At 68.6% G+C, this 26,756-nt stretch carries 1 protein-coding gene; it reads left to right on the top strand.

Annotated features, from left to right (window positions below; genetic code table 11):
• Positions 1–3 precede the first annotated feature (3 nt).
• The gene (locus ABZ827_RS07340) at positions 4–26,709 is read left to right on the top strand and encodes an SDR family NAD(P)-dependent oxidoreductase (protein WP_357233740.1); all 26,706 of its coding nucleotides are present in this window, start codon (positions 4–6) and stop codon (positions 26,707–26,709) included.
• Positions 26,710–26,756: the final 47 nt, after the last annotated feature.

Genomic DNA, 26,756 nt, shown 5'->3' with positions numbered 1-26,756 from the left:
GAGATGACGAAGCACGAAGACAGCACCCAGAAGCTCGCCGCGGCCCTGCGCGTCTCGCTCAAGGAGACCGAGCGGTTGCGGGCGCGCAACCGCACTCTCGACGCGGCGCTTCGCGAGCCGATCGCGATTGTGGGTATGGCGTGCCGGTATCCCGGCGGGGTCGGCTCGCCCGAGGATCTGTGGCGGCTGGTCTCGGATGGGGTCGACGCGACCTCGGAGTTCCCGGTGAATCGTGGCTGGGATACCGAACGTCTCTACGATCCCACCGGCGAGACACCGAACAGCACCTACACGCGCGAGGGCGGGTTCCTGCACTCCGCCGGCGAATTCGATCCCGCGTTCTTCAATATCAGTCCCAATGAGGCCGCGCTGATGGATCCGCAGCAGTTCTTGCTGCTGGAGACCTCCTGGGAGGCGTTCGAGCGAGCCGGCGTCGATCCCGCCGCGCTGAAGGGGAGCCGGACCGGTGTGTGGGCCGGCATGATGTACCACGACTATCCGGCCAACGCGAACGCGGGCTCCATCGCCTCCGGGCGGGTCTCGTACGCGTTCGGTCTGGAGGGGCCGTCGGTCACCGTGGATACGGCCTGCTCGTCATCGCTGGTCGCCATGCATTCGGCCGCGCAGTCGTTGCGTTCGGGGGAATGTGATCTGGCGCTGGCCGGTGGTGTGACGGTGATGGCCACGCCGGAGACCTTCGTGGAGTTCAGCCGGCAGCGCGGGGCCGCTCCCGACGGCCGGTGTAAATCCTTCTCCGACAGCGCCGATGGTGTGGGTTGGTCCGAAGGTGTCGGGATGTTGGTGCTGGAGCGGTTGTCCGATGCCCTGCGTAACGGTCACCGGGTTCTGGCGGTGGTCGCTGGTTCGGCCGTGAACCAGGACGGTGCGTCGAATGGTTTGACGGCGCCGAACGGTCCGTCGCAGCGGCGGGTGATTCGTCAGGCGCTGGCGAATGCCGGTGTGTCGCCGTCGGACGTGGATGTGGTCGAGGCGCACGGTACGGGGACGACGCTGGGTGATCCGATCGAGGCCCAAGCTCTGCTGGCGACCTATGGGCAGGAACGCGACCCCGATCGGCCGCTGTGGCTGGGTTCGTTGAAATCCAATATCGGTCATGCCCAGGCCGCCGCGGGTGTGGGCGGGGTGATCAAGATGGTGATGGCTATGCGGCACGGGGAATTGCCCCGCTCGTTGCATGTGGATCGGCCGTCTACGAAGGTCGATTGGGCCGAAGGTCAGGTGCGGTTGCTGACAGAGCCGGCTGCGTGGCCGGTCTCGGATCGCCCGCGGCGTGCGGGTGTGTCGTCGTTCGGTATCAGCGGCACCAATGCCCACATCATCATCGAGCAGGCACCGGCGCAGGACCAGGTGCCTGCTTCGGAACGTTCGGACAGCGATCCGGTTCCCGCGTCGGGACAGCGAGCGGCAGCGGACCTTCCGCCCGCGACCGATGCCGATGCGGTGTTGCCGTTCGTGGTGAGCGCGCGGGGGCGGCAGGCGTTGGCGGCGCAGGTGCAACGGCTGCGATCGTTCGCCGCGACCAGTGATGCCCGGCTGGTGGATATGGCGTTCTCCCTGACGAATTCGCGAACACTGCTGTCCGACCGGGCAGTGATTCTGGCCGCGGATCGCGGGCAGCTTTCCGAGAGCGGGGTGGTCGTCGAGGGGACTGCGGGCACGACACCGCGCCGGGTGGTGATGGTCTTTCCGGGGCAGGGGTCACAGTGGCCGGGAATGACCGCGGAGTTGATGCGAACCGCGCCGGTGTTCGCCGAATCGATGCGCGAATGTGTACAGGCGCTCGCGCCGTATGTGGATATCGCGCCCTATCTGGACATCGACGGGAATACCGATACACCCGATCTGGAGCGGGTGGATGTGGTGCAGCCGTTGTTGTGGGCGGTGATGGTGTCCTTGGCACAGCTGTGGCGATCCCATGGTGTGGAACCCGCTGCGGTAGTGGGACATTCACAGGGCGAGATCGCCGCAATGTGTGTGGCGGGAGGATTGTCCCTCGCCGACGGAGCCCGCACGGTGGCGCTGCGGAGCAGGGCGCTGGCGGCGCTGGCGGGTACGGGTGGGATGGTGTCGGTCGCGCTGCCGGTGCGGCGGGTCCGGGAGCTGATCGAGAGCATCGAGCTAGATCCGGCCGGGCCGGATCCGGCTGCCGTGGACTCGGAGCGGCCGGATGCCCGGTTATCGCTGGCGGCGGTCAACGGCCCCTCCTCGGTGGTGGTGTCCGGTGATACCGCGGCGCTCGAGGCATTGGTGGGCTCGACGGATCGAGCCCGGTGGATCGCGGTCGACTACGCGTCGCATTCGCCGCACGTGGAGGGACTGCGTGCGGAACTGACGACGACGCTGGCGGATCTCACGCCGAGGGAATCGACGGTGCCGGTGTTCTCCACGGTGACCGGTGATCAGATGGACGTGCGTACCGCCGATGCCGGTTACTGGTTCGAGAACCTGCGTCGCACAGTGCGATTCGATACAACTATCCGTGCGTTGGTGTCGGCGGGATACGACGCGTACATCGAGGTCAGCCCCCACCCGGTATTGACCGGGAGCATCCAGGAAAGTATCGAGGTCGCTTCGGCGGAGACCGCAGCGGGCGAGTTCGCCCCGGCGAGCGATTTCGTGGTGGTGGGTTCCCTGCGCCGTGGTGAAGGTGGGCTGTCGCGCTTTCTGCACAGCGCGGCCGAGGCGTTCGTAGCGGGGGTGGGGGTGCGGTGGCCACTGCGCGGCAAGCAGGTCGACCTGCCCACCTATGCCTTCCAGCACGAGCGTTTCTGGCTCGACGCCCGGCAACATCTACTGGCCCAGTCGTGGCTGGGTGCCGAACTGGCCGGGGTCAGCTCCGTCGGGCTGGATACGGTGGATCACCCGTTGCTGGGTGCTCTGGTACCGCATCCGGATTCGGGCGGGGTGAGCTTCACCGGCCGTTGGTCGGTGGACTCGGTGGACTGGCTGGCCGATCACAGTGTGTTCGGCACGGTGCTGCTGCCCGGAACCGGGTTCGTCGAGCTGGCGAGTTATGTCGGCGGCATTCTGGACTGTGCCGTGGTGGACGAGCTCGTATTGCAGGCACCGTTGACGTTGCCTGCCGAGGGCAGTGTCGCGGTGCAGGTGGTGGTGACCGCCGCCGACGAGGCCGGCCGGCGACGGCTGAGCGTCCATTCTCGGCAGGGGGGCGAGGGGCCGTGGTTGTCACACGCGCAGGGCGTGCTCGCACCGGGCGAGGTGGCAGGCGACTTCGACCTCGTCTCCTGGCCTCCGGCCGGTGCCCAGCGGCTGGATATCGACGGCGTGTACGACGAGCTGCTCGATGTCGGCTATGGGTACGGTCCGTTCTTCCGAGGTTTGCAGGCGGTATGGCAGCGCAGTGAGGAGTTGTTCGCCGAGGTCGCGCTGCCGGATCCGCAGGAAAACAAGGGTTTCGGGATTCATCCCGCGTTGTTCGACTCGGCCCTGCATACCGCGATAGTCCACCGTCTTCGTGGCGGAGCCGAAAGTTTGCCGGTGCTGCCGTTCTCCTGGAACCGGGTGGTGGTGCATTCGGCCGGTGCCGCGGCAGTGCGGGTCCGGATCGCTTACCGAGGCGACCGGTTGGCAGTGCAGATGGCCGACGAACGAGGCTACCCGGTGCTGTCGGTAGGGGGGTTGGTCGCTCGGCAGGTATCGGCCGAGCGATTGAGCGCGGACCGGGTATCGGAGGCTCTGTTCGGGGTGGACTGGGTCCCTGTCCGGCTGCCGTCGTCCGGAACGGTCGAGCTGGGGCGGGTGGCAGTACTCGGCTGGGGTCGCCACTCCGGTGCGGCGCGGGAATACCGGGATCTCGCGGCGCTGATCGCCGATCTCGACGCGTCCGCGGATTCGGTGGTTCCCGATATCGTGCTGTTCGAGTGTCCCTCGCACGAGGGTGTGGCGCCGGAGGCGGCCCGCCACATTGCCGCCGGTGTTCTCGCCACTGTTCAGAGTTGGCTCGCTGACAGTCGTTTCACTGCTTCTCGCTTGGTCGTCGTCACCGAGCGAGCAGTGGCGGTCGCCGATTCCGAGCGGATCGATCTGGGGCAGGCGCCGGTATGGGGTTTGCTGCGCGCCGCGCAGGCGGAGCACCCGGACCGCCTGCAGCTTCTGGACCTGAGCGCCCCCGACTCGGAGGAGGGCCGCGACCCGATCGCAGTGGCGACCGCGGTAGCGGCTGCCGCGACGGAACCGGAAGCCGCGATACGCGGCACCACTCTGCTCGTACCACGGTTGACCCGGCACGCGCCCGGTACGGCCGTCCGGCTCTCGGAGCCGGGTACCGTGCTGGTGACCGGTGGCACCAGTGGTGTGGGTTCGGTGATCGCTCGCCATCTGGCCGTCGAACACGGTGTGCGCCATCTGGTTCTGACGTCCCGGCGTGGCCTGGACGCTCCGGGTGCGGCGCAGCTGCGTGCGGAGCTGGTCGGGCTCGGTGTCGAGGTGACCGTCGTGGCGTGTGATGTGTCCGACCGGTCCGCGCTGGAAGCGCTGCTGGCCACCGTCCCTGCGGAGCATCCGCTGGTCGGTGTGGTGCACGCGGCCGGAATCGCGGATAGCGGTGTGCTCGAATCGATTACGCCGGAGCGGATCGATCAGGTGTTCCGGCCCAAGGTCGATGCGGCATGGCACCTGCACGAGCTCACTCGCGAATGCTCCTTGTCGTTGTTCGCGCTGTTGGCGTCCGCGGGTGGGTTGGTCTTGGCCGCCGGCCAAGCCAATTACGCGGCCGCGAATGTCTTCCTGGATGCCCTCGCGGTGCACCGTCGCGGTCTGGGATTGCCCGCGACCGCGGTGGATTACGGGTTGTGGGCGCGGTCGAGCGGGCTCGGGGCGGAGCTGTCCGAGACCGACTTCACCCGGATGCGCCGTCAGGGTTTCCCACCGTTTTCCGAGACCGACGGCCTGGCACTGTTCGATGCGGCGGTAGCCACCGATACGGCTCAGCTGGTGGCCCTGCGGGTCGATCCGGCCGTGCTTCGTACCCGCGGAGAGCAAGTTCCCGCCCTGCTCCGGGCGATCGCACCGATCCCCGTGCGCCGCAACAACGGCTCCCCGGCCGCTCGAGCTCTCACGGACCGGCTCGCCGGTCTCTCCGATACCGACCGCCGCGGCGCGCTGCTCGACCTCGTCCGGTCGGTCGCGTCCGAGGTTCTCGGGCATACGTCCAGCGACGCTGTCGATGCCCGGCACGCGTTCCAAGAGCTCGGGTTCGACTCGTTGAGTGCCGTCGAATTCCGTAACAGGCTCAATACCGCGACCGGTTTGCGGTTGCCGGCCACGCTCGTCTTCGATCAACCCAATCCACAGATCGTCGCCGAGTTCATCGATTCACAACTCACCGGTACGAAACAGGACGCCGAGGTCACCACCCGCCGGGCTGTCGATTCCGACCCGATCGCGGTGGTGGCGATGAGCTGCCGGTATCCGGGTGGTGTCGCCTCGCCTGAAGACTTGTGGCGGCTGGTCGCCTCGGGCATCGATACCGTCGGTGAGTGGCCGGCCGATCGTGGCTGGGATATCGAGGCTGTCTACGATCCGGAGCCGGGCAAGGCGGGCCGGTCCTACACCCGGCAGGGTGGATTCCTGCACTCCGCAGCCGATTTCGACGCGGACTTCTTCGGGATCAGCCCGAACGAGGCGACGATGATGGACCCCCAGCAGCGGTTGCTGCTGGAAGTGTCCTGGGAGGCACTGGAACGCGCCGGAGTGGATCCGGGCGTTCTGCGGGGCAGTTCGACCGGTGTGTTCACCGGGGTGATGTACCACGACTACGCGCAGGGGACAGGCACCGCCAGCAGCACCGGCGGCAGTCTGGTCTCGGGCCGCATCGCCTACACCCTGGGGTTGGAGGGCCCGGCCGTATCGGTGGATACGGCATGCTCGTCGTCGCTGGTCGCCCTGCACCTGGCAGCGCAGTCGCTGCGGTCGGGGGAGTGCGATATGGCGTTGGCCGGTGGTGTGGCCGTGATGTCGACCCCGGAGATGTTCCTCGAATTCAGCCGTCAACGGGGTCTGGCCCCGGACGGCCGGTGTAAGTCCTTCGCCGACGCCGCCGACGGCGCCGGGTGGTCGGAGGGCGCCGGGATGTTGGTGCTGGAGCGGTTGTCCGATGCCCGGCGTAACGGTCATGAGGTTTTGGCGGTGGTCGCTGGTTCGGCGGTGAATCAGGATGGTGCGTCGAATGGTTTGACGGCGCCGAACGGTCCGTCGCAGCGGCGGGTGATTCGTCAGGCGCTGGCGAATGCGGGTGTGTCCGCGGTCGAGGTGGATGCGGTCGAGGCGCACGGTACGGGGACGACGTTGGGTGATCCGATCGAGGCTCAGGCGTTGCTGGCGACCTATGGGCAGGATCGTGCCGCGGATCGTCCGCTGTGGCTGGGGTCGTTGAAGTCCAATATCGGTCATGCCCAGGCCGCGGCCGGTGTCGGTGGTGTGATCAAGATGGTGATGGCCATGCGGCACGGGGAATTGCCGCCCACACTGCATATCGATCAGCCGTCTACGAAGGTCGATTGGTCCGAGGGGCATATCCGGCTACTGACCGAATCGGTGGCATGGCCGGCGGCGGAACGTCCGCGTCGTGCCGGAGTGTCCTCGTTCGGCCTCAGCGGGACCAACGCGCACCTCATCGTCGAACAAGCCCCGGTGGCGGATCCGGCGCCGGTTTCGGCGGCCGAGACAGCACCGGCCGGAGGCGTGCTGCCCTGGGTGGTCTCGGCGCGTAGTGGCGAGGCTCTGGCCGATCAGGCCGCGCGCTTGGCGTCCCAGGTGGATGTCCACGATCTCGGTGCGATCGATGTCGGTTTCTCGCTGGTGACGTCGAGGGTGTTGTTCGAGCATCGGGCTGTCGTGCTGTCGTGTGATCGCGGCGAATTGCTTGCGGGTGTGGCGGCGTTGGGGCGCGGCGAGGCTGTGGCGGGTGTGGTGTCGGGTCGTGTGGTGCCGGGTTCGACGGGTGTGGTGTTCTCGGGTCAGGGTGCGCAGTGGGCCGGTATGGCGGATGAGTTGCGTGCCGCGTATCCGGTGTTCGCCGAGGTGTTCGATGCGATCGTGGGGGAGTTGGATCCGCTTCTGGGACAACAGATCGCGCTCGCGGACGCTCTGGTGAGTGCTGATCTGGTGGATCGGACGGTGTTCGCGCAGGCGGGGTTGTTCGCGTTCGAGGTGGCGTTGTTCCGGTTGCTCGAGTCGTGGGGTTTCCGGGCGGATGTCCTCGCCGGTCATTCGATCGGTGAGGTGGCTGCCGCGCATGTGGCCGGTGTGTTGTCGTTGGTGGATGCGTGTGTGCTGGTGGCGGCGCGTGGGCGGTTGATGCAGGCGTTGCCCGCGGGTGGGGCGATGGTCGCGGTCGGTGCGTCGGAGGCCGAGGTGCTGCCTTTGCTGGTGGGCGGAGAGGTGTCGTTGGCGGCGGTGAACGGGCCGTCCTCGGTGGTGGTGTCGGGTGTCGAGGACGCGGTCGTCGCGGTCGCGGACAGGTGTGCCGAACAAGGTTGGCGGACGCATCGTCTGCGGGTTTCGCATGCGTTCCATTCGGTGTTGATGGAGCCGATGCTGGCCGAGTTCGCCGCGGCGATCGAGGGGTTGACATTCGAGCAACCGAAGCTCGCGTTGGTGTCGACGGTGACCGGTTCGCGGGTCGGCGACGAGATGTCGGTTCCGTCGTATTGGGTGGATCAGGTCCGGGACACCGTGCGGTTCGCCGACGCCGTGGCGCGGATGTCCGACCTGGGAGTGGCCCGCTTCGCCGAGGTCGGACCGGACGCGGTATTGACCCCGATGATCGCCCAGACCCTCGATGGCGGGAACGGTGCGGCTGCTTCGGGTCCGATAGTGGCGGCGTCCGCACGTAAGGACCGGGCAGACCCGCCGACCGTATTGCGGGCGGTGGCGACACTGTTCGTCTCGGGCGCCGAGGTGGACTGGGCGCGGCTCTACGCCGGAACCGGCGCGCGGCGAATCGATCTGCCCACCTACGCTTTCCAGCGCCGCCGCTATTGGATGCCCGGAGGATCGTCCGGCAGTAGCGACGCCCGGGCGATGGGTCTGACCGCCGTCGGCCATCCTCTGGTCTCGGCGGTGGTGTCGCAACCGGATTCCGACGTCGTCGCAGTCAGCGGCAGGTTGTCGTTGCAGACGCAGCCCTGGCTGGCCGATCACCGGGTCATGGACACCGTGCTGTTCCCCGGCACCGGATTCGTCGAGCTCGCCCTGCACGCCGGGGACCGAGCCGGCTGTTCGAGCCTGGAAGAACTGGTGCTGCGGGCTCCGCTCGTGCTGCCCGACTCGGCGGGTGTCGCGGTGCGGGTCGTCGTGGGCGGCGAGGACAGCGCGAGCCGGCGCGGCGTGCGGATCTTCTCCCGCCCCGACGACGAGGGCGATTCGGTGTCGTCGTGGACGTTGAACGCCGAAGGGGTGCTCGCGCCGGCAACCGTCGGCTCGCCCGCGAATCTCACCCAGTGGCCGCCCGCCGGCGCCACCGCGGTCGATATCGAGGGTGTCTACGACGCGCTCGATGCGCGGGGATATCACTACGGCCCGGTGTTCCAGGCGCTGAAATCGGTGTGGCGGGCGCCGGACGGGCTCTATGCCGAGCTCGAACTTCCTGAACAGGCCCGAGCCGACGCGCAACGATTCGGTGTACATCCGGCACTGCTGGATGCGGCGCTGCACGCGTTGCGTTTCGCCGACGACACCTCGGCAGAGGACAGCGGCCCGGCATTACCGTTCGAATGGTCCGGCGTCACGGTGCACGCGGCCGGTGCCGATGCGTTGCGTGTCCGGCTGATGCGTACCGGCGCGCACGGCGTCGCCCTTGATATCGCGGATTCGACCGGTGCCGCGCTGGCCACGGTGCGGCAGCTGGCATCGCGACCGATCGATCCCGCCCAGCTCACCACCGGCACATCCATTGCGCGCACTGCTGTCTTCGAGGTCGGCTGGACGCCGATTTCTGTGTCCGGGCACGAAACTTCCACAGTGTCGTGGTCGGATCTGGGTGACGAGGTTCCGGCCGCGGTGGTGCTGGACTGCCCGGCCGGAAACGATCCCAGCGCGGTCCATGCCGCGACCCATCAGGTGTTGGAGGCGCTGCATTCCTGGATCGCCGACGAGCGGTTCGGTGAATCGGTGCTGGTGGTCCGGACCCACCGCGCGGTGTCGGTGGCAGGGGAGGGCATTACGAACCCCGCCGGCGCCGCGGTGGGTGGTCTCGTGCGTGCCGCGCAGGGCGAGCATCCCGGCCGGATAGTGCTGATGGACACCGACTCCGGCGATTCCGGTACCGAACTCGCAGCGTTGCTGGGCGGAATTCTGGCGACGGAGGAACCGCAGGTGGCGCTGCGCGGTGGGCAGGTGTACCGAGCGCGGCTCGCCCGCGTCGTCCCCGCCGCGGCCGCTTCGGCGTCTGTCCTGTTCGATCCGGACGAGACAGTTCTGATCACCGGCGCCGGTGGTTACCTGGGTCGCTTGTTCAGCCGGCACCTGGTCGAGTCATACGGTGCGCGCCGGCTCCTGCTGCTGAGCCGCCGGGGTGAATCCGCGGCCGGTGCGGGCGATCTGGCAGCGGAGCTGCGGCGCCTCGGCGCAGAGGTCGAATACGCCGCGTGCGATGTCGCCGACCGTGACGCGCTGGCCGAGGTGCTGTCCCGGATACCCGTCGAACATCCGCTGGCCGGTGTGTATCACCTGGCCGGTGTGCTCGACGACGGCGCCATGGAGTCGCTGACCCCGGCCCGCCTGGACGCGGTGTTGCGGCCCAAGGTGGATGCCGCCCTCTACCTGGACGAACTGACCGCCGAGTTGCCTTTGAAGGCGTTCGTGCTGTTCAGTTCGGTCGCGGGTCCGTTCGGCAATCCGGGACAAGGCAACTACTCCGCGGCCAACGCGTGCCTGGACGCTGTGGCGGCGCACCGCAGGGCTTCCGGGCGCTGTGGCATATCGCTGGCTTGGGGGCTGTGGAGCGCGGACGGCGGTATGGCCGCGGAACTCGGCGATGTCGCCCGCCATCGCATGTCCCGTTCGGGACTGCTGCCGTTGTCGGAGGAACAAGGCCTGGCGTTGTTCGACGCCGCCGCGACGATCGACGTGGCGGCTCCGGTCCTCGCCCGGGTCGACTTGGATGCCGTGCGCGGCGCGGGAGCGGCGGCGCCCGCATTGTTCTCCGCGCTGATCCCGGACCGGCCGAAGGCGGCCTCCGGTGCCTTCACCGCGTTGCGCGCCCGCCTCGCGAGCACTCCTGACAGCGAACGCGTCGATGTTCTCGTGGAGATCGTACGTGCCCGAGCTGCCGCGATTCTCGGCCACGGCGACGCGAACGCGGTGGCGGCGGACAAGGCGTTCGGCGAACTCGGTTTCGATTCGATCAGTGCGATCGAGTTCCGTAACGCGCTGCGGGCCGTCACGGGTCTGCAATTGCCGGTGACGCTGGTGTTCGACTATCCGACGCCCCAGGCAATGGCGCGGTATCTGGCCGACGAGTTCGCGGGTACCAGCCGCGATGTCGAGGTCTCCGCGCGCGCGGACCTCGACGAGCCGATCGCACTCGTGGCGATGGCCTGCCGTTATCCGGGTGGTGTCGCCTCGCCGGAGGATCTGTGGACGCTGATCGCTTCGGGTGTCGATGCCACCGGTGAGCTGCCCGCCGATCGTGGCTGGGATATCGAAGGCCTCTACGATCCGGAGCCCGGTAAGGCGGGCAAGACCTATACGCGCCGGGGTGGATTCCTGTATTCGGCGGCGGAATTCGATGCCGGGTTCTTCGGGATCAGTCCGAACGAGGCGACGATGATGGATCCGCAGCAGCGGTTGCTGTTGGAGGTGTCGTGGGAGGCGCTGGAGCGGGCCGGTGTGGACCCAGGTGTGTTGCGGGGCAGTTCGACCGGCGTGTTCACCGGTGTGATGTACCACGACTACGCCCAGGCCAACGGCGGCAGCGCCGCCGGCAGCTTGGCGTCGGGGCGTATCGCGTACACGCTGGGGTTGGAGGGCCCGGCCGTATCGGTGGATACGGCGTGCTCGTCGTCGCTGGTCGCGATGCATCTGGCCGCGCAGTCGCTGCGATCGGGGGAGTGCGACCTCGCGTTGGCCGGTGGTGTGACGGTGATGGCGACCCCGGCCACATTCGTGGAGTTCAGCCGGCAGCGCGGTTTGTCGCCGGATGGCCGGTGTAAGTCGTTCTCCGACAGTGCCGATGGTGTGGCGTGGTCCGAGGGCGCGGGTGTGCTGGTGCTCGAGCGGTTGTCCGATGCGCAGCGCAATGGTCATGAGGTGCTCGCGGTGGTCGCTGGTTCGGCGGTGAATCAGGATGGGGCGTCGAATGGTTTGACGGCGCCGAACGGTCCGTCGCAGCGGCGGGTGATCCGGCAAGCGCTGGCGAACGCGGGAGTCGCGCCGGGCGAGGTCGATGTGGTCGAGGCGCACGGTACGGGGACGACTTTGGGTGATCCGATCGAGGCGCAGGCGCTGCTGGCGACGTACGGGCAGGATCGTGCCGCGGATCGTCCGCTGTGGCTGGGGTCGTTGAAGTCCAATATCGGTCATGCGCAGGCTGCGGCCGGTGTCGGTGGTGTGATCAAGATGGTGATGGCCATGCGGCACGGGGAATTGCCTCGGACGCTGCATGCGGATCAACCCAGTACCAGGGTCGATTGGTCCGAGGGCGATATCCGGCTGCTGTCCGAGTCCGTGCCCTGGCCGGAGGGCGATCGGCCGCGTCGTGCGGGCGTGTCCTCGTTCGGTATCAGTGGCACGAACGCTCATATCATCATCGAGCAAGCCCCGTTCGGGGAGCACGTTGCGGCAGAGGTTGTCGAGCCCGCGGCCGCGCCTGTCGCGGCCGCCGCGGCCGGCGGTGTGCTGCCGTGGGTGGTCTCGGCGCGTAGTGGCGAGGCTCTGGCCGATCAGGCCGCGCGTCTGGCGTCCCAGGTGGACGGCCACGATCTCGGTGCGATCGATGTGGGTTTCTCGCTGGTGTCGTCGAGGGTGTTGTTCGAGCATCGGGCCGTGGTGCTGTCGTGTGATCGCGGCGAATTGCTTGCCGGTGTGGCGGCGTTGGGTCGCGGCGAGGCCGTGGCGGGTGTGGTGTCGGGTCGTGTGGTGCCGGGTTCGACGGGTGTGGTGTTCTCGGGTCAGGGTGCGCAGTGGGCGGGTATGGCCGATGAGCTGCGTGCCGCGTATCCGGTGTTCGCCGAGGTGTTCGATGTGATCGTTGCCGAGCTGGAAACCCATCTGGGACAGCAGGTCGCGCTCGCGGACGCTCTGGCGAGTGTTGATCTGGTGGATCGGACGGTGTTCGCGCAGGCGGGGTTGTTCGCGTTCGAGGTGGCGTTGTTCCGGCTGCTCGAGTCGTGGGGTTTCCGGGCGGATGTTCTCGCTGGTCATTCGATCGGTGAGGTGGCTGCTGCGCATGTGGCCGGTGTGTTGTCGCTGGTGGATGCGTGTGTGCTGGTGGCGGCGCGTGGCCGGTTGATGCAGGCGTTGCCCGCGGGTGGGGCGATGGTCGCCGTGGGCACCGCCGAGGCCGAATTGACCGCGCTGCTCGACGGTTTGGAAGCCCCGCTCGAGGTGTCGATCGCGGCGATCAACGGTCCCTCGTCGGTGGTGCTCTCCGGCGTCGAGGCAGATATCGCCGAGGTTGCCGATCGATGTGTCGAGCGTGGGTGGCGCACCCACCGCCTGCGGGTCTCGCATGCGTTCCATTCGGCGCTGATGGAGCCCATGCTGACCGAATTCGCCGCGGAAATAGCGAATCTGACGTTCTCCCGTCCGAGTATTCCGTTGGTGTCGACGGTGACCGGAATGCGGGTCGCCGACGAGATGACCGACCCGTCCTACTGGGTGGGCCAGGTCCGCGACACGGTGCGATTCGCCGAGGCGGTGGCCACCATGGCGGAATCGGGTGTGACCCGCTTCGCCGAGGTCGGACCGGACGCCGTGCTCCTTCCGATGGTCGCGGGGATCGTCGACGCCGGAGAGGCCGCGGCGTCGACCGGCGCGGCTGCCACGGTGGTGGCCATGGCGCGCCGGGACAACGCCGATCCGTTCAGCGTCACACGGGGCGTGGCCGGATTGTTCGTCGCCGGCGCCGAGGCGGACTGGACCGCCCTGTACACCGGCTCCGGAGCCCGGCGAATCGACCTGCCCACCTACGCCTTCCAGCGCCGGCGCTACTGGCTGACGGAAGGCTCGCCGGGCGGCGACGCCCGTGCGATGGGGTTCGTGGCGTCCGGGCACCCGCTGGCTTCGGCGCTCGTCTCGCACCCGGACTCCGACGCGGTCACCCTCAGCGGGCGCCTGTCGGCACAGACCCACCCGTGGCTGGCCGACCACGCGGTCATGGACACCGTGTTGTTCCCCGGCACCGGATTCGTCGAGCTCGCCCTGCACGCGGGGCAGGAGGTCGGCTGCGCGTTCCTCGCGGAGCTGCTCCTGAGAGCTCCACTGGCACTGCCGGAATCGGGGGGCGTCGCCGTGCGTGTGGCCGTCGACGGCGCGGAACCGGCGGGGCGTCGTGCGGTACGGATCTTCTCCCGTCCCGACGACGATGCCGAGGCCGCGTGGACGCTGCATGCCGAGGGCGTGCTCGCGTCGGAGATCACCGGCACACCCGCGGACCTGACGCAGTGGCCGCCGGCCGGCGCCACCGCCGTCGATATCGACGGTGTCTACGACTCGCTCGACGCGCAGGGCTACCACTACGGTCCGGCGTTCCAGGCGCTGAAATCGGTGTGGCGGGGCTCCGGCGAGATCTACGCCGAGCTCGAACTGTCCGAGCCGACCCGATCCGAGGCGTCGCGTTTCGGCCTGCACCCGGCCTTGCTCGACGCCGCGCTGCATGCGATGCGGATCGCGGGCGACGAATCCGCGGAGAACGCAGAGCTCGCCTTGCCGTTCGAATGGTCCGGTGTCGCCGTGCACGCCAGTGGGGCCGGCGCTCTGCGGGTTCGACTGACCCGCGTCGGTGAGCACGGTGTCGCCGTGGATCTGGCGGATGCGACGGGTGGCGCGGTCGCGACGGTGCGCCGACTGGCGACTCGGCCTATCGATCCCAGCCGGCTCACGGCCGCCGCGTCCCTCGTCCGTACCGCGCTGTTCCAGGTCGAATGGACACCCGTCGCGGTGCCCGAAGCCGATACCGAGGTCACCGCGGCCTCGTGGACGGACCTCGGTGAGCAGGTCCCCCGGGCGGTGGTCGTGGACGTCCGGACCGGCAACGATGCCGCCGCCGTCCATACCGCGACGCACGACGTGCTGCAGGTCCTGCAGTCCTGGACCGCGCAGCCGCGCTTCGGCGAATCCGTCCTGGTCGTCCGGACCCGCGGCGCGGTGTCGGTGGCAGGCGAGGACATCACCGACCTGGCCGGTGCCGCCGTATGCGGTCTGATCCGTTCGGCACAGGCGGAGAATCCGGGCCGGATCGTGTTGGTGGACAGCACTTCCGAATTGTCCCGAGACCTGCTCGGCGCGATTCTGGCGACCGGCGAACCCCAGGTCGCGGTGCGAGAAGGCAGCGTTCACCGCGCGCGGCTCGCGCGAGCCGATGCCACCGCGGTCGCCGATACCGTGAACCCACCGTTCGACCCGGACGAGACCGTCCTGATCACCGGTGCGGCCGGTGCGCTGGGCGGGATGTTCGCCCGGCACCTGGTCGCCGCCCACGGCGTCCGCCATCTGCTGTTGCTGAGCAGGCGTGGGGAGTCGGCTCCGGGCACCGACGAGTTGCGCGCGGATCTGGCGCGGATGGGCGCCGAAACAGCTGTCGTCGCTTGCGATGTCACTGATCGTGACGCGGTGGCGAAGGTGCTGTCCGAGGTGTCCGCCGCGCACCCGCTGGCCGGTGTGTTCCACCTGGCCGGCGTCCTCGACGACGGCGCGATCGCCTCGCTGACCCCGGCCCGGATGGATACGGTCCTGGGACCCAAGGTCGATGCCGCGCTGCATCTGCACGCCTTGACCGCGGAACTGCCGCTGAAGGCGTTCGTGCTGTTCAGTTCCGTGGCCGGTGTGTTCGGTAACCCCGGTCAGGGCAACTACGCCGCGGCCAATGCGTGTCTGGATGCCTTGGCGGCTCACCGCAGGGCCACCGGGAACCACGCGATGTCGTTGGCCTGGGGCCTGTGGGACGGGGGTATGGCCGGAGAACTCGGCGACGTCGACCGGCGGCGCATGGCTCGTTCCGGGATGCTGGCACTGTCGCGGGATCAGGGGCTGGCGCTGTTCGACGCCGCCTTCCGGGCCGATATCGCGGTGCCGGTGCTCGCCCGCCTGGATTCGAATATTATGCGCGACGCGAAATTCGCCGCGCCCGCGCTGTTCTCCGGATTGATACCCACTCGCCGCGCCGCGGTGCCGGGGGCGGCCACCGCATTGAGCGCTCGGCTGGCGAGCGCTCCGGACGACGAGCGTCTCGATATGCTCGTGGAGATCGTGCGCGGCCGGGTCGCCGCGGTCCTGGGGCACCAGGATATGAACACGGTCGCGGCCGACAAGGCCTTCAACGAGCTGGGTTTCGACTCGATCAGCGCGATCGAGTTCCGTAACTCGCTGAAAGCCGTGACCGGACTCCCGTTGCCCGTGACTCTGGTTTTCGATTATCCGACACCCCAGGCGCTGGCGAAGTATCTGGCCGACGAGTTCGCCGGCACGAGCCAGGACATCCTCGTCACGGCCGACCGGGCTGTCGACGACGATCCCATCGCTGTCGTCGGAATGGCGTGCCGCTACCCCGGCGGAGTCACCTCCCCCGAGGAACTCTGGGAGCTCGTCCGGAGCGGCGCGGACGCGGTGACGCCGCTTCCGGCCGACCGCGGCTGGGATGTAGAGGGCGTCTACGATCCGGAACCGGGTCGCGCGGGCAAGTCGTACACCCGCCACGGCGGATTCCTGCACACGGCGGCAGAGTTCGATGCGGACTTCTTCGGGATCAGCCCGAACGAGGCGATCATGATGGATCCGCAACAGCGGCAGCTACTCGAAACCACCTGGGAGGCGCTGGAACGCGCCGGCGTGGATCCGGCCGTGCTGCGCGGCAGCTCGACCGGGGTGTTCACCGGTGTGATGTACCACGATTACGCCCAGGGCCACGGTGGCAGTGCCACCGGCAGTCTGGTGTCGGGCCGCATCGCCTACACGCTGGGGTTGGAGGGTCCGGCCGTGTCGGTGGATACGGCGTGTTCGTCGTCGCTGGTGGCGATGCATCTGGCCGGGCAGTCGCTGCGGTCGGGGGAGTGTGATCTGGCATTGGCCGGTGGTGTGGCGGTGATGGCGACGCCGGAGGCGTTCGTGGAGTTCAGCCGGCAGCGGGGGTTGTCGCCGGACGGCCGGTGTAGGTCGTTCGCCGATTCGGCCGATGGGGTGGGCTGGTCCGAGGGGGTGGGTGTGCTGGTGCTGGAGCGGTTGTCCGATGCCCGGCGTCATGGTCATGAGGTTTTGGCGGTGGTCGCTGGTTCGGCGGTGAATCAGGATGGTGCGTCGAATGGTTTGACGGCGCCCAATGGTCCGTCGCAGCGGCGGGTGATCCGTCGGGCTCTGGCGAACGCTGGTGTGTCTGCGCTCGATGTGGATGTGGTGGAAGGCCATGGCACCGGTACGACGTTGGGTGATCCGATCGAGGCCCAGGCCTTGTTGGCGACCTATGGGCAGGACCGTGATCCTGATCGGCCTTTGTGGTTGGGGTCGTTGAAGTCGAATATCGGTCATGCGCAGGCTGCGGCCGGTGTGGGTGGTGTGATCAAGATGGTGATGGCGATGCGGCACGGTGTGTTGCCTCGTACGTTGCATGTGGATCAGCCGTCCACGAAGGTGGATTGGTCCGAGGGCCATATCCGGCTGCTGACCGAATCGGCGCCGTGGCTCGCAGTGGATCGTCCGCGGCGTGCGGGTGTGTCGTCGTTCGGTTACAGCGGTACCAACGCGCACGTCATCATCGAACAAGCGTCGGCCGGGACACCGGCTCCGGTGCCGGTGGTCAAGACCGAACCCGCGGGTGGCCTGCTGCCCTGGGCACTCTCGGCGCGCAGCAGCGAGGCTCTGGCCGGCCAAGCCGAACGGCTCGCATCGTATGCGGACGACCATGACCCGGATCCGCTGGATATCGGCTTCTCACTGGCCTCGACGCGTGGTCTGTTCGAGCATCGCGCTGTGGTGCTGGCCGGCGATCGTGACGGTCTGCTGGCGGGTGTGCGGGCGGTGGCCGCCGGCGAGCAGGTGCCGGGTGTGGTGTCGGGTCGTGTGGTGCCGGGTTCGACGGGTGTGGTGTTCTCCGGTCAGGGCGCGCAGTGGGCAGGTATGGCCGGGGAGTTGTGTGCGGAGTATCCGGTGTTCGCGGAGCATTTCGACGGGATCGTTGCGGAGTTGGAGCCGCTTCTGGGGCAGGAGGTTTCGCTGGCGGTCGCGTTGGACGACGGTGCTGTGGTGGATCGGACGGTGTTCGCGCAGGCGGGGTTGTTCGCGTTCGAGGTGGCGTTGTTCCGGTTGCTCGAGTCGTGGGGTTTCCGGGCGGATGTCCTCGCTGGTCATTCGATCGGTGAGGTGGCTGCTGCGCATGTGGCCGGTGTGTTGTCGTTGGTGGATGCGTGTGTGCTGGTTGCGGCGCGTGGCCGGTTGATGCAGGCGTTGCCCGCGGGTGGGGCGATGGTCGCGGTCGGGGCCCCCGAGGCGGACGTGCTGGAGTTGCTGGGCGATGGGGTGTCCATCGCGGCGGTGAACGGTCCGTCGTCGGTGGTGGTGTCCGGTCCTGAGGATGCGGTCGCGGCTGTTGTCGGGGTGTGTGCGGAGAATGGTTGGCGGACACATCGTTTGTCTGTTTCGCATGCGTTCCATTCGGTGTTGATGGAGCCGATGCTGGCCGAGTTCGCCGCGGTGATCGAGGGGTTGACGTTCGAGCAACCGAAGCTCGCGTTGGTGTCGACGGTGACCGGTGCGCGGGTCGGCGACGAGATGTCGGTTCCGTCGTACTGGGTGCGTCAGGTTCGGGACACCGTGCGGTTCGCTGATGTGGTGACCTCGATGGCGGCTCTGGGCGTGTCGAGGTTCGCCGAGGCCGGCCCGGACGCGGTATTGACCCCGATGATCGCCCAGACTCTCGACTACGAGCAGCTGAGCACGGTTCCCGAGGCGGTGGCCCTGGCGCGCCGGGGGCGGGCGGGCGCGTCGTCGGTGACCGGTGGTGTCGCCGAGCTGTTCGTATCCGGTGCCGCCGTGGACTGGGCCGCGCTGTACGCCGCGACCGGCGCCGTGCGAATCGATCTGCCCACCTACGCGTTCCAACACCGCCGCTATTGGATGACCGATGGGCTCACCGGCGGTGACGCGCGCGGGATGGGTCTCGTCGCTACCGGACATCCACTGGTCTCGGTGGTCGTCGCGCAACCGGACTCGGACGCGGTCACCCTCACCGGCCGGCTATCGATACAGACGCAGCCATGGCTGACCGACCACAGAGTCATGGATACCGTGCTGTTCCCCGGTACCGGTTCGGTCGAACTCGCCCTGCACGCCGGCGAACAGGTCGGCTGCCCGACCCTCGAAGAGCTCGTCCTGCGCGCCCCGCTGACGCTGACAGAATCGACGAGGGTCGCGGTGCACGTCGTGGTCGCCACCGAGGACGAGACCGGCCGTCGCGCGGTGCGGATCTTCTCCCGCCCCGAGGACGCCGCCGATTCGGTGCCGTCGTGGACCCTGCACGCCGAAGGTGTGCTCGCGCCCGGACTCGGCAGTGCGGCCGCGGATCTGGTGCAGTGGCCGCCTGCCGGTGCCGCCGTGGTGGATATCGACGGTCTCTACGATTCGCTCGACGCGCAGGGCTATCACTACGGACCGGCCTTCCGGGCACTGAAATCCGTATGGCGGGCATCTGACGGGCCGCTCTACGCCGAGGTCGAATTGCCCGAGCAGGCTCGGGCCGAGGCGCAGCGATTCGGTGTGCATCCGGCGCTACTGGATGCGGCGTTGCATGCGTTACGCCTGGCCGACGACCCGTCGGCGGAGGGCACCGAGCTGGCCTTGCCGTTCGAGTGGTCCGGTGTCACGGTGCATGCGGCGGCGGCCGACGCGTTGCGTGTCCGGTTGACCCGTGTCGGTGAGCACGGTGTCGCCTTGGATCTGGCCGACCCGTCGGGTGCTCCGGTGGCGACGGTGCGCCAACTGTCGACCCGGCCGATCGATCCCGCGCAGCTCGCTGCCGGCGCATCGGTCGCCGGTAACGGGCTGTTCCAGATCGGCTGGACGCCGGTCACCGTGGGGGCGGACGAGGTCACGTCGGCAGAATGGCCGGACCTCGGTGAGCCGGTCCCGCAGGCCGTGGTGCTGGACTGCCCGGCGGGTGATGACCCCGCAGCCGTCCGTGCCGCGGCACACGCGGTCCTCGAAGTACTGCAGACCTGGATCGCCGACGAACGGTTCGCCGAATCGGTGCTCGTCGTCCGGACCAGCGGTGCTGTCTCGGTCGCCGGGGAAGACGTGACCAACTTGGCCGGTGCGGCCGTCTGCGGTCTGGTCCGTTCGGCACAGTCGGAGCATCCCGGCCGGATCGTGCTGATCGACACCGATTGCGCACTCGACGGTCTGCTGGGCGGGATGCTGGCCTCGGCCGAACCCCAGATGGCGGTTCGTGATCGGCAAGTACACATTCCGCGGCTGGGCCGGGCGGCGTCCCCCGCGGCGACCGCTGCCGCGGACGTCGCCTTCGATCCGGACGACACCGTTCTGATCACCGGTGCCAGCGGTCTGCTCGGCGTATGGTTCGCCCGGCACCTGGTGTCCACCTACGGTGCCCGGCGCCTGCTGCTGTCGAGCCGCCGCGGAGAATCCGCGCCCGGTGCCGCCGAGTTGCGGGCGGAGTTGGGTGAGCTCGGTGCCGAGGTCGTATTCGCCGCGTGCGATGCCGCCGACCGTGACGCGCTCGCCGGAATAGTTGCCGATATCCCGGCGGATCGTCCACTGGCGGGTGTACTTCATCTGGCCGGTGTGCTGGACGACGGCGCGATCGGTTCGTTGACCCCGGCCCGGCTGGATGCGGTGTTCGGGCCCAAAGTCGACGCGGCTCTGCATCTGCACGAGCTGACCGCCGATCTGCCGCTGAAGATGTTCGTGCTGTTCAGTTCGGTGGCGGGCGCGTTCGGCAATCCCGGTCAGGGGAACTACGCCGCGGCCAATGCGTGCCTGGACGCGCTGGCGGCGCATCGCCGCGTATCGGGCCGCTGTGGGCAGTCGCTGGCCTGGGGACTGTGGGACGGAGGTATGGCCGGCGAGCTCAGCGATCTGGACCGGCAGCGCATATCACGCTCGGGCATGCTGCCGCTCTCGCGGGAGCAGGGCCTCGCGCTGTTCGATTCGGCTGTCGGGATCGAGGCGGCGGCTCCCGTCCTCGCCCGCCTGGATCTGGAGAGCATGCGTGGCGCGGGTCCCGCGCTGCCCGCGTTGTTCTCCGGTCTGGTTCGTATCCGTCGTCAGGCGGCGTCGGGTGCGGCCGCGGCGTTGCGCGCGCGTCTGGTGAGCGTCCCGGATGGTGAGCGTTCGCGTGTGCTGGCCGAGATCGTGCGCGGTCAGGTCGCCGCGATCCTGGGACATCAGGATATGAACGAGATCGCCGCGGACCGGGCCTTCAACGAGCTGGGGTTCGACTCGATCACCGCGATCGAGTTCCGCAACGCGTTGAAAGCGGCGACGGGTCTGCCGTTGCCCGCGACTCTGGTTTTCGACTATCCGACGCCGCAGGCGCTGGCGAAGCACCTGGCCGACGAGCTCACGGGCACGGGCGAGGCCGTCGTGGTCGCCGCGGGCCGGGCCGTCGATGACGACCCTGTCGTTGTCGTCGGGATGGCGTGCCGCTATCCGGGAGGGGTCACCTCCGCGGAGAAACTGTGGGAACTGGTGAGTACAGGCGTGGATGCCATATCGCCGATGCCGGTCGACCGGGGCTGGGATATCGATGATATCTACGACCCGGAACCCGGCCGGGCGGGTAGGACCTACGTTCGCGAGGGCGGATTCCTGCACACGGCAGCCGAGTTCGACGCGGACTTCTTCGGTATCGGCCCCAACGAGGCCACGATGACCGATCCGCAGCAGCGGCAGTTGCTCGAAACGTCGTGGGAGGCGCTGGAGCGGGCCGGTATCGATCCCACGGTGCTGCGGGGCAGTTCGACCGGTGTGTTCACGGGTGTGATGTACCACGACTACGCGCAGGGCAGTGGCACCTCCGCCACCGGTAGTTTGACGTCGGGCCGGATCGCCTACACGCTCGGCCTGGAGGGGCCTGCGGTATCGGTGGATACGGCGTGTTCGTCGTCGTTGGTGGCGATGCATCTGGCCGGGCAGTCGCTGCGGTCGGGGGAGTGTGATCTGGCATTGGCCGGTGGTGTGGCGGTGATGGCGACGCCGGAAGCGTTCGTGGGGTTCAGCCGGCAGCGGGGGTTGGCCCCGGACGGCCGATGCAAGTCGTTCGCCGATTCGGCCGATGGTGTGGCGTGGTCCGAGGGCGCGGGTGTGCTGGTGCTGGAACGGTTGTCCGATGCGCAGCGCAACGGTCATGAAGTGCTGGCGGTGGTCGCTGGTTCGGCGGTGAATCAGGATGGGGCGTCGAATGGTTTGACGGCGCCGAACGGTCCGTCGCAGCGGCGGGTGATTCGTCAGGCGCTGGCGAATGCGGGTGTGTCCGCGGTCGAGGTGGATGCGGTCGAGGCGCACGGTACGGGCACGACGCTGGGTGATCCGATCGAGGCGCAGGCGTTGCTGGCGACGTACGGGCAGGATCGTGCCGCGGATCGTCCGCTGTGGCTGGGGTCGTTGAAGTCCAATATCGGTCATGCGCAGGCCGCGGCCGGTGTCGGTGGTGTGATCAAGATGGTGATGGCCATGCAGCGTGGGGTGCTGCCTCGTACGTTGCATGTGGATCAACCGTCCACGAAGGTCGATTGGTCCGAGGGCAATATTCGGCTGCTGACCGAGCCGGTGGATTGGCCGGTGTCGGATCGTCCGCGGCGTGCGGGTGTGTCGTCGTTCGGTATCAGCGGCACCAATGCCCACGTCATCATCGAGCAGGCGCCGGTAGTGCCGGCGCCTGTGGTGGATTCGGTACCGGTGGCCGAGACTGTTCCGGCGGTCTTGCCGTGGACGGTCTCGGCCCGCAGCGGTACCGCTCTCGCCGGTCAGGCTGCCCGCCTGGTCTCACATGTGGAGGACCGCGACGTGCGCCCGGTGGATGTCGGCTATTCGCTGGCGTCCACGCGGGCGGTATTCGAGCATCGCGCTGTGGTGCTGGCCGGCGATCGTGACGGTCTGCTGGCGGGTGTGCGGGCGGTGGCCGCCGGCGAGCAGGTGCCGGGTGTGGTGTCGGGTCGTGTGGTGCCGGGTTCGACGGGTCTGGTGTTCTCCGGTCAGGGCGCGCAGTGGGCGGGTATGGCCGATGAGCTGCGTACCGCGTATCCGGTGTTCGCCGAGGTGTTCGATGCGATCGTGGCGGAGTTGGAAACCCATCTGGGACAACAGATCGCGCTAGCGGACGCTCTGGCGAGTGCTGACCTGGTGGATCGGACGGTGTTCGCCCAGGCGGGGTTGTTCGCGTTCGAGGTGGCGTTGTTCCGGTTGCTCGAGTCGTGGGGTTTCCGGGCGGATGTCCTCGCCGGTCATTCGATCGGTGAGGTCGCTGCTGCGCATGTGGCCGGTGTGTTGTCGCTGGTGGATGCGTGTGTGCTGGTTGCGGCGCGTGGCCGGTTGATGCAGGCGTTGCCCGCGGGTGGGGCGATGATCGCGGTCGGGGCCCCCGAGGCCGACGTGCAGGAGTTGCTGGGCGATGGGGTGTCCATCGCGGCGGCGAACGGTCCGTCGTCGGTGGTGGTGTCCGGTCCTGAGGATGCGGTCGCGGCTGTTGTCGGGGTGTGTGCGGAGAATGGTTGGCGGACACATCGTTTGTCTGTTTCGCATGCGTTCCATTCGGTGTTGATGGAGCCGGTGCTGGCCGAGTTCGCCGCGGTGGTCGAGGGGTTGACGTTCGCCCGGCCGAGCCTTTCGCTGGTGTCGACGGTGACCGGCGCGGCTGTCACCGACGAGATGTCGGTTCCGTCGTACTGGGTGAATCAGATCCGGGACACCGTGCGATTCGCCGACGCGGTGACCACGATGGCGGCTCTGGGGGTGTCGAGATTCGCCGAGGCCGGCCCGGACTCGGTACTGACCCCGATGATCGCCCAGACCCGTGACAGCGCGACCACGATCCCATTGGCCCGACGGAACAACGCGGCCCCCGCGACACTCCTGACGGGGCTCGCCCGCTTGCACGTCACGGGTTCGGTGGTGGACTGGACGGGTTACTACACCGGCACCGGCGCCGTGAAAACGGATCTTCCGACCTACGCCTTCCACCACCGCCGTTTCTGGGACGCGGGCCCGCTGCACACCGGCGACGCCTCCGCGCTCGGTCTGCGATCCACCGAACACCCCATGCTGGGCGCGTTGGTAGCGCAGCCGGAGAGCGGGGGCGTCAGATTCACCGGCCGTCTGTCCACGACCACCCATCCGTGGCTGGCCGATCATCAGGTGCTCGGCACCGCGCTGCTGCCCGGCACCGCATTCGTCGAACTGGCGGTGCACGCCGGAGCGCAGGTCGACTGTCCGGAACTGGGGGATCTCACCCTTCGGGCGCCGCTCGTGTTGCCCGGGCGCGGCGCGGCGCAGATCCAGGTGATCGTCGGCGACGATGACGACGCCGGTCGCCGACGGGTCGACATCTACTCACGCGGTGACGAGAACGATCCGGCGGTTCCGTGGACGCACCACGCGGAGGGCATCGTGAGCCCGAGCGCGGAGTCCGGTGAACAGGAACGCTGGGCCGACTTCGGGCAGTGGCCGCCGGCCGGTGCTTCCGAGGTCGAATTGGCCGGTGCTTACGACGGACTCGCCGACAACGGATACAACTACGGGCCCGCCTTCCGGGGCCTGGTAGCGCTGTGGCGCCGCGGTGCGGATCTCTTCGCCGAGGTCGCACTGCCCGAGCCGGTCTCAACCCAGGGGTACGGCGTACATCCGGCGCTGCTCGATGCCGCCGTGCACGCGCTGCCGTTCGGTCTCGCGCGGGGGGCCGGCGACGAGCACCCGACCCTCGTACCGTTCGCCTGGTCTTCGACGCGGGTGTACGCGGACGGTGCGCGGCGGGCGCGGGTTCGCGTGACCCGGCTGAACGAGGCGGCGGTCACCCTGGCGATGGCCGATTCGAGTGGAGTGCCACTTCTGTCGGTGCAGTCCGTCGCGTTGCGCCCGCTGTCGCCCGATATGCTCTCGGCGGCAACCAGGTCCCGCGACGACGCGCACTACGAGCTCGCCTGGCGGCCCGGCCCCCAGCCGCGGTCCGCGGCGCAAGGTTCCTGGGCCGAGTGGGGCACTGCGGAACCGGCCTCGGTCCTGCTCTTCCGGCCGCCGGTCGAGGGCGGTCCTGTTCCGGTCCGGCTGCGCACAGCGCTCCATCGCACACTCGGCGTACTCCAGGAGTTCGTGAGCGAAGAGCGTTACGCCGCAAGCACTCTGGCCGTGATCACCGACAGTACGGACGATCCGGCGCTCGCCGCGATATGGGGGTTGGTGCGCGCGGCCCAGGCGGAGAACCCGGGGCGGATCGTGCTCATCGAGGCATCCGCGGCGACAACCGCGGATGCCCTGGTAGCGGCAGCGCAGACGGGCGAGCCGGAACTGGAACTCCATGCGGAGGGGACACGGGTGCCCCGGCTGTTCCGCGCGGCGCCACCCGAATCGGAGCGGCCGGCACCCTGGGATCGCGAGCGAACGGTGTTGATCACCGGTGGTACCGGCGCGATCGGCCGCCACCTCGTCGAGCACCTGGTGCGCGAGCACGGTGTCCGGCACGTGCTGCTGGCCGGCCGGCGTGGACCGGCCGCCGCGACGGAACTCATCGCGGAACTCGATGGCCTCGGCGCCGAAGTGCGTGCGGCGGCCTGCGATGCCGGAAACCGTGAGCAGTTGCGCGACCTGCTCGCTTCGATACCCGCGCAGCATCCGTTGGGTGCGATCGTCCACGTGGCGGGTGTTGTCGACAACGGGCTGATCGACACTTTGACGCCCGAGCAGATCGACCACTGCCTCGGCGCCAAGGCCGACGCCGCCTGGCATCTGCACGACCTCACCCGTGACGCCGAATTGTCCGCCTTCGTGATGATCTCCTCGGTGGCGGGCGTGATGACGCCCCCCGGGGCGGGCGCCTATGCGGCGGCCAACCGGTTCCTCGACGCGCTCGCGACCCACCGGCACGCCCGAGGTATACCGGCCACGTCGCTCGCCTACGGCCCGTGGGGAATCGACACCGGACTGGCACACGAGCTCAACCAGGCCGACCAGCAGCGGATGCGCCGCCACGGTCTGCCGCCGCTGGCTCCCGGCAAGGCACTCGAGCTGTTCGACGCGGCAGTGTCCACCGGCCGTCCGGTGCACGTACCGGTGGATATCGACCTCACCAGGTTGCGTGCTCAGGACACGGTGCCCGCGCTACTGCGTGATTTGGTGAAGCGGCCCGGCCGTCGGCAGCACACCGCGGCACCGGACGCGGACGACCTCCGCAAACGACTGGCACAACTGTCGGAATCCGAACAGGAACAGTGGCTGCGGACCCATATCCTCGAGAACGCGGCGAGACTGCTGGGTCACGAGAGCGCGGCCGCTCTCGATCCCGAGCGGGGCTTCCTCGAATCGGGGTTCGACTCGCTGGCCGCTATGGAGTTGCGCAACGCGCTCAACGCTTCCACCGGCCTGACACTGCCGACCGCCGCGATCTTCGATCACGAGACGCCGGCGGCGCTGGCCCGATATCTGGGCAAGGAGCTCACCGCATCCGCACCGAACGCCGGCGAATCAAGCGGGGCCGACGACTCCTTGTACGGGATGTTCCGTGGCGCGGTCACGTCGGGCCGGGCCGGTGCGGGCTACGTTCTGCTGGGGGCGGCGGCACAACTGCGCGAGCAGATCGCCTCGGCCGAGGACCTGGACCGGCTACCGGTGCCCACGCGACTCGCCTCCGGCCCTGCCCTGCCACGCATCATCTGCCTCAGTCCGCCCCTGGCCACCGGCGGTGTGCATCAGTACGCGCGGCTCGCCTCGCGGCTGGGAACGAATCGTGACATTGTGGCGATGTCGCCGATCGGGTGCCGGACGGGGGAGCCGGTTCCGGCGACGGCCACGGCGGCCGCGCAAGTATTGGCACGGTGCGTGCTCGAGGCCGCGCAGGGCGACCCGTTCGTTCTTCTCGGGTACTCCTCGGGCGGCCTGTTGGCCCACCTCGTCACCGAGTACCTGGAAGCGGCCGGTGGTCCGGTACCCGCCGGCGTGGTCACGCTCGACACCTACGCGGTGCACGACGACGGCGAATGGCTACTGGCGCCGATGGCCGAGCACATGGTGTCGAACGAGGCCACATTCGGTCGCTTCGACCCGGCCCGGCTGACGGGTATGGGCAGGTACATCCAGCTCTTGCAGGAGATGGTGCCCGGCCCCGTCACCACGCCCGCGTTGTTCGTCCAATGCGCCGAGAGCTTCCTGGGGAGCTCATCGGATCGCGTGGACTGGCAGGCGCGACCGTGGGATCCGGCGCAGACCGTTGTGCCGGTACCGGCCGACCACTTCACAATCCTGGAGGACGGCTCGGCCGACGTTGCCGAAGCGATCGAGGGCTGGCTCGAGAAATGACGACGGCCGGGTGAGCGAATCGCTCACCCGGCCGGTGCGGGCCCCGG

Origin of the sequence: Nocardia sp. NPDC019395 (genome assembly GCF_040632335.1) — a bacterium.
Classification (GTDB): Bacteria; Actinomycetota; Actinomycetes; order Mycobacteriales; family Mycobacteriaceae; genus Nocardia.
The sequence above is the reverse complement of the archived record's forward strand: the minus strand, read 5'-3'. Positions and strand labels throughout refer to the sequence as shown.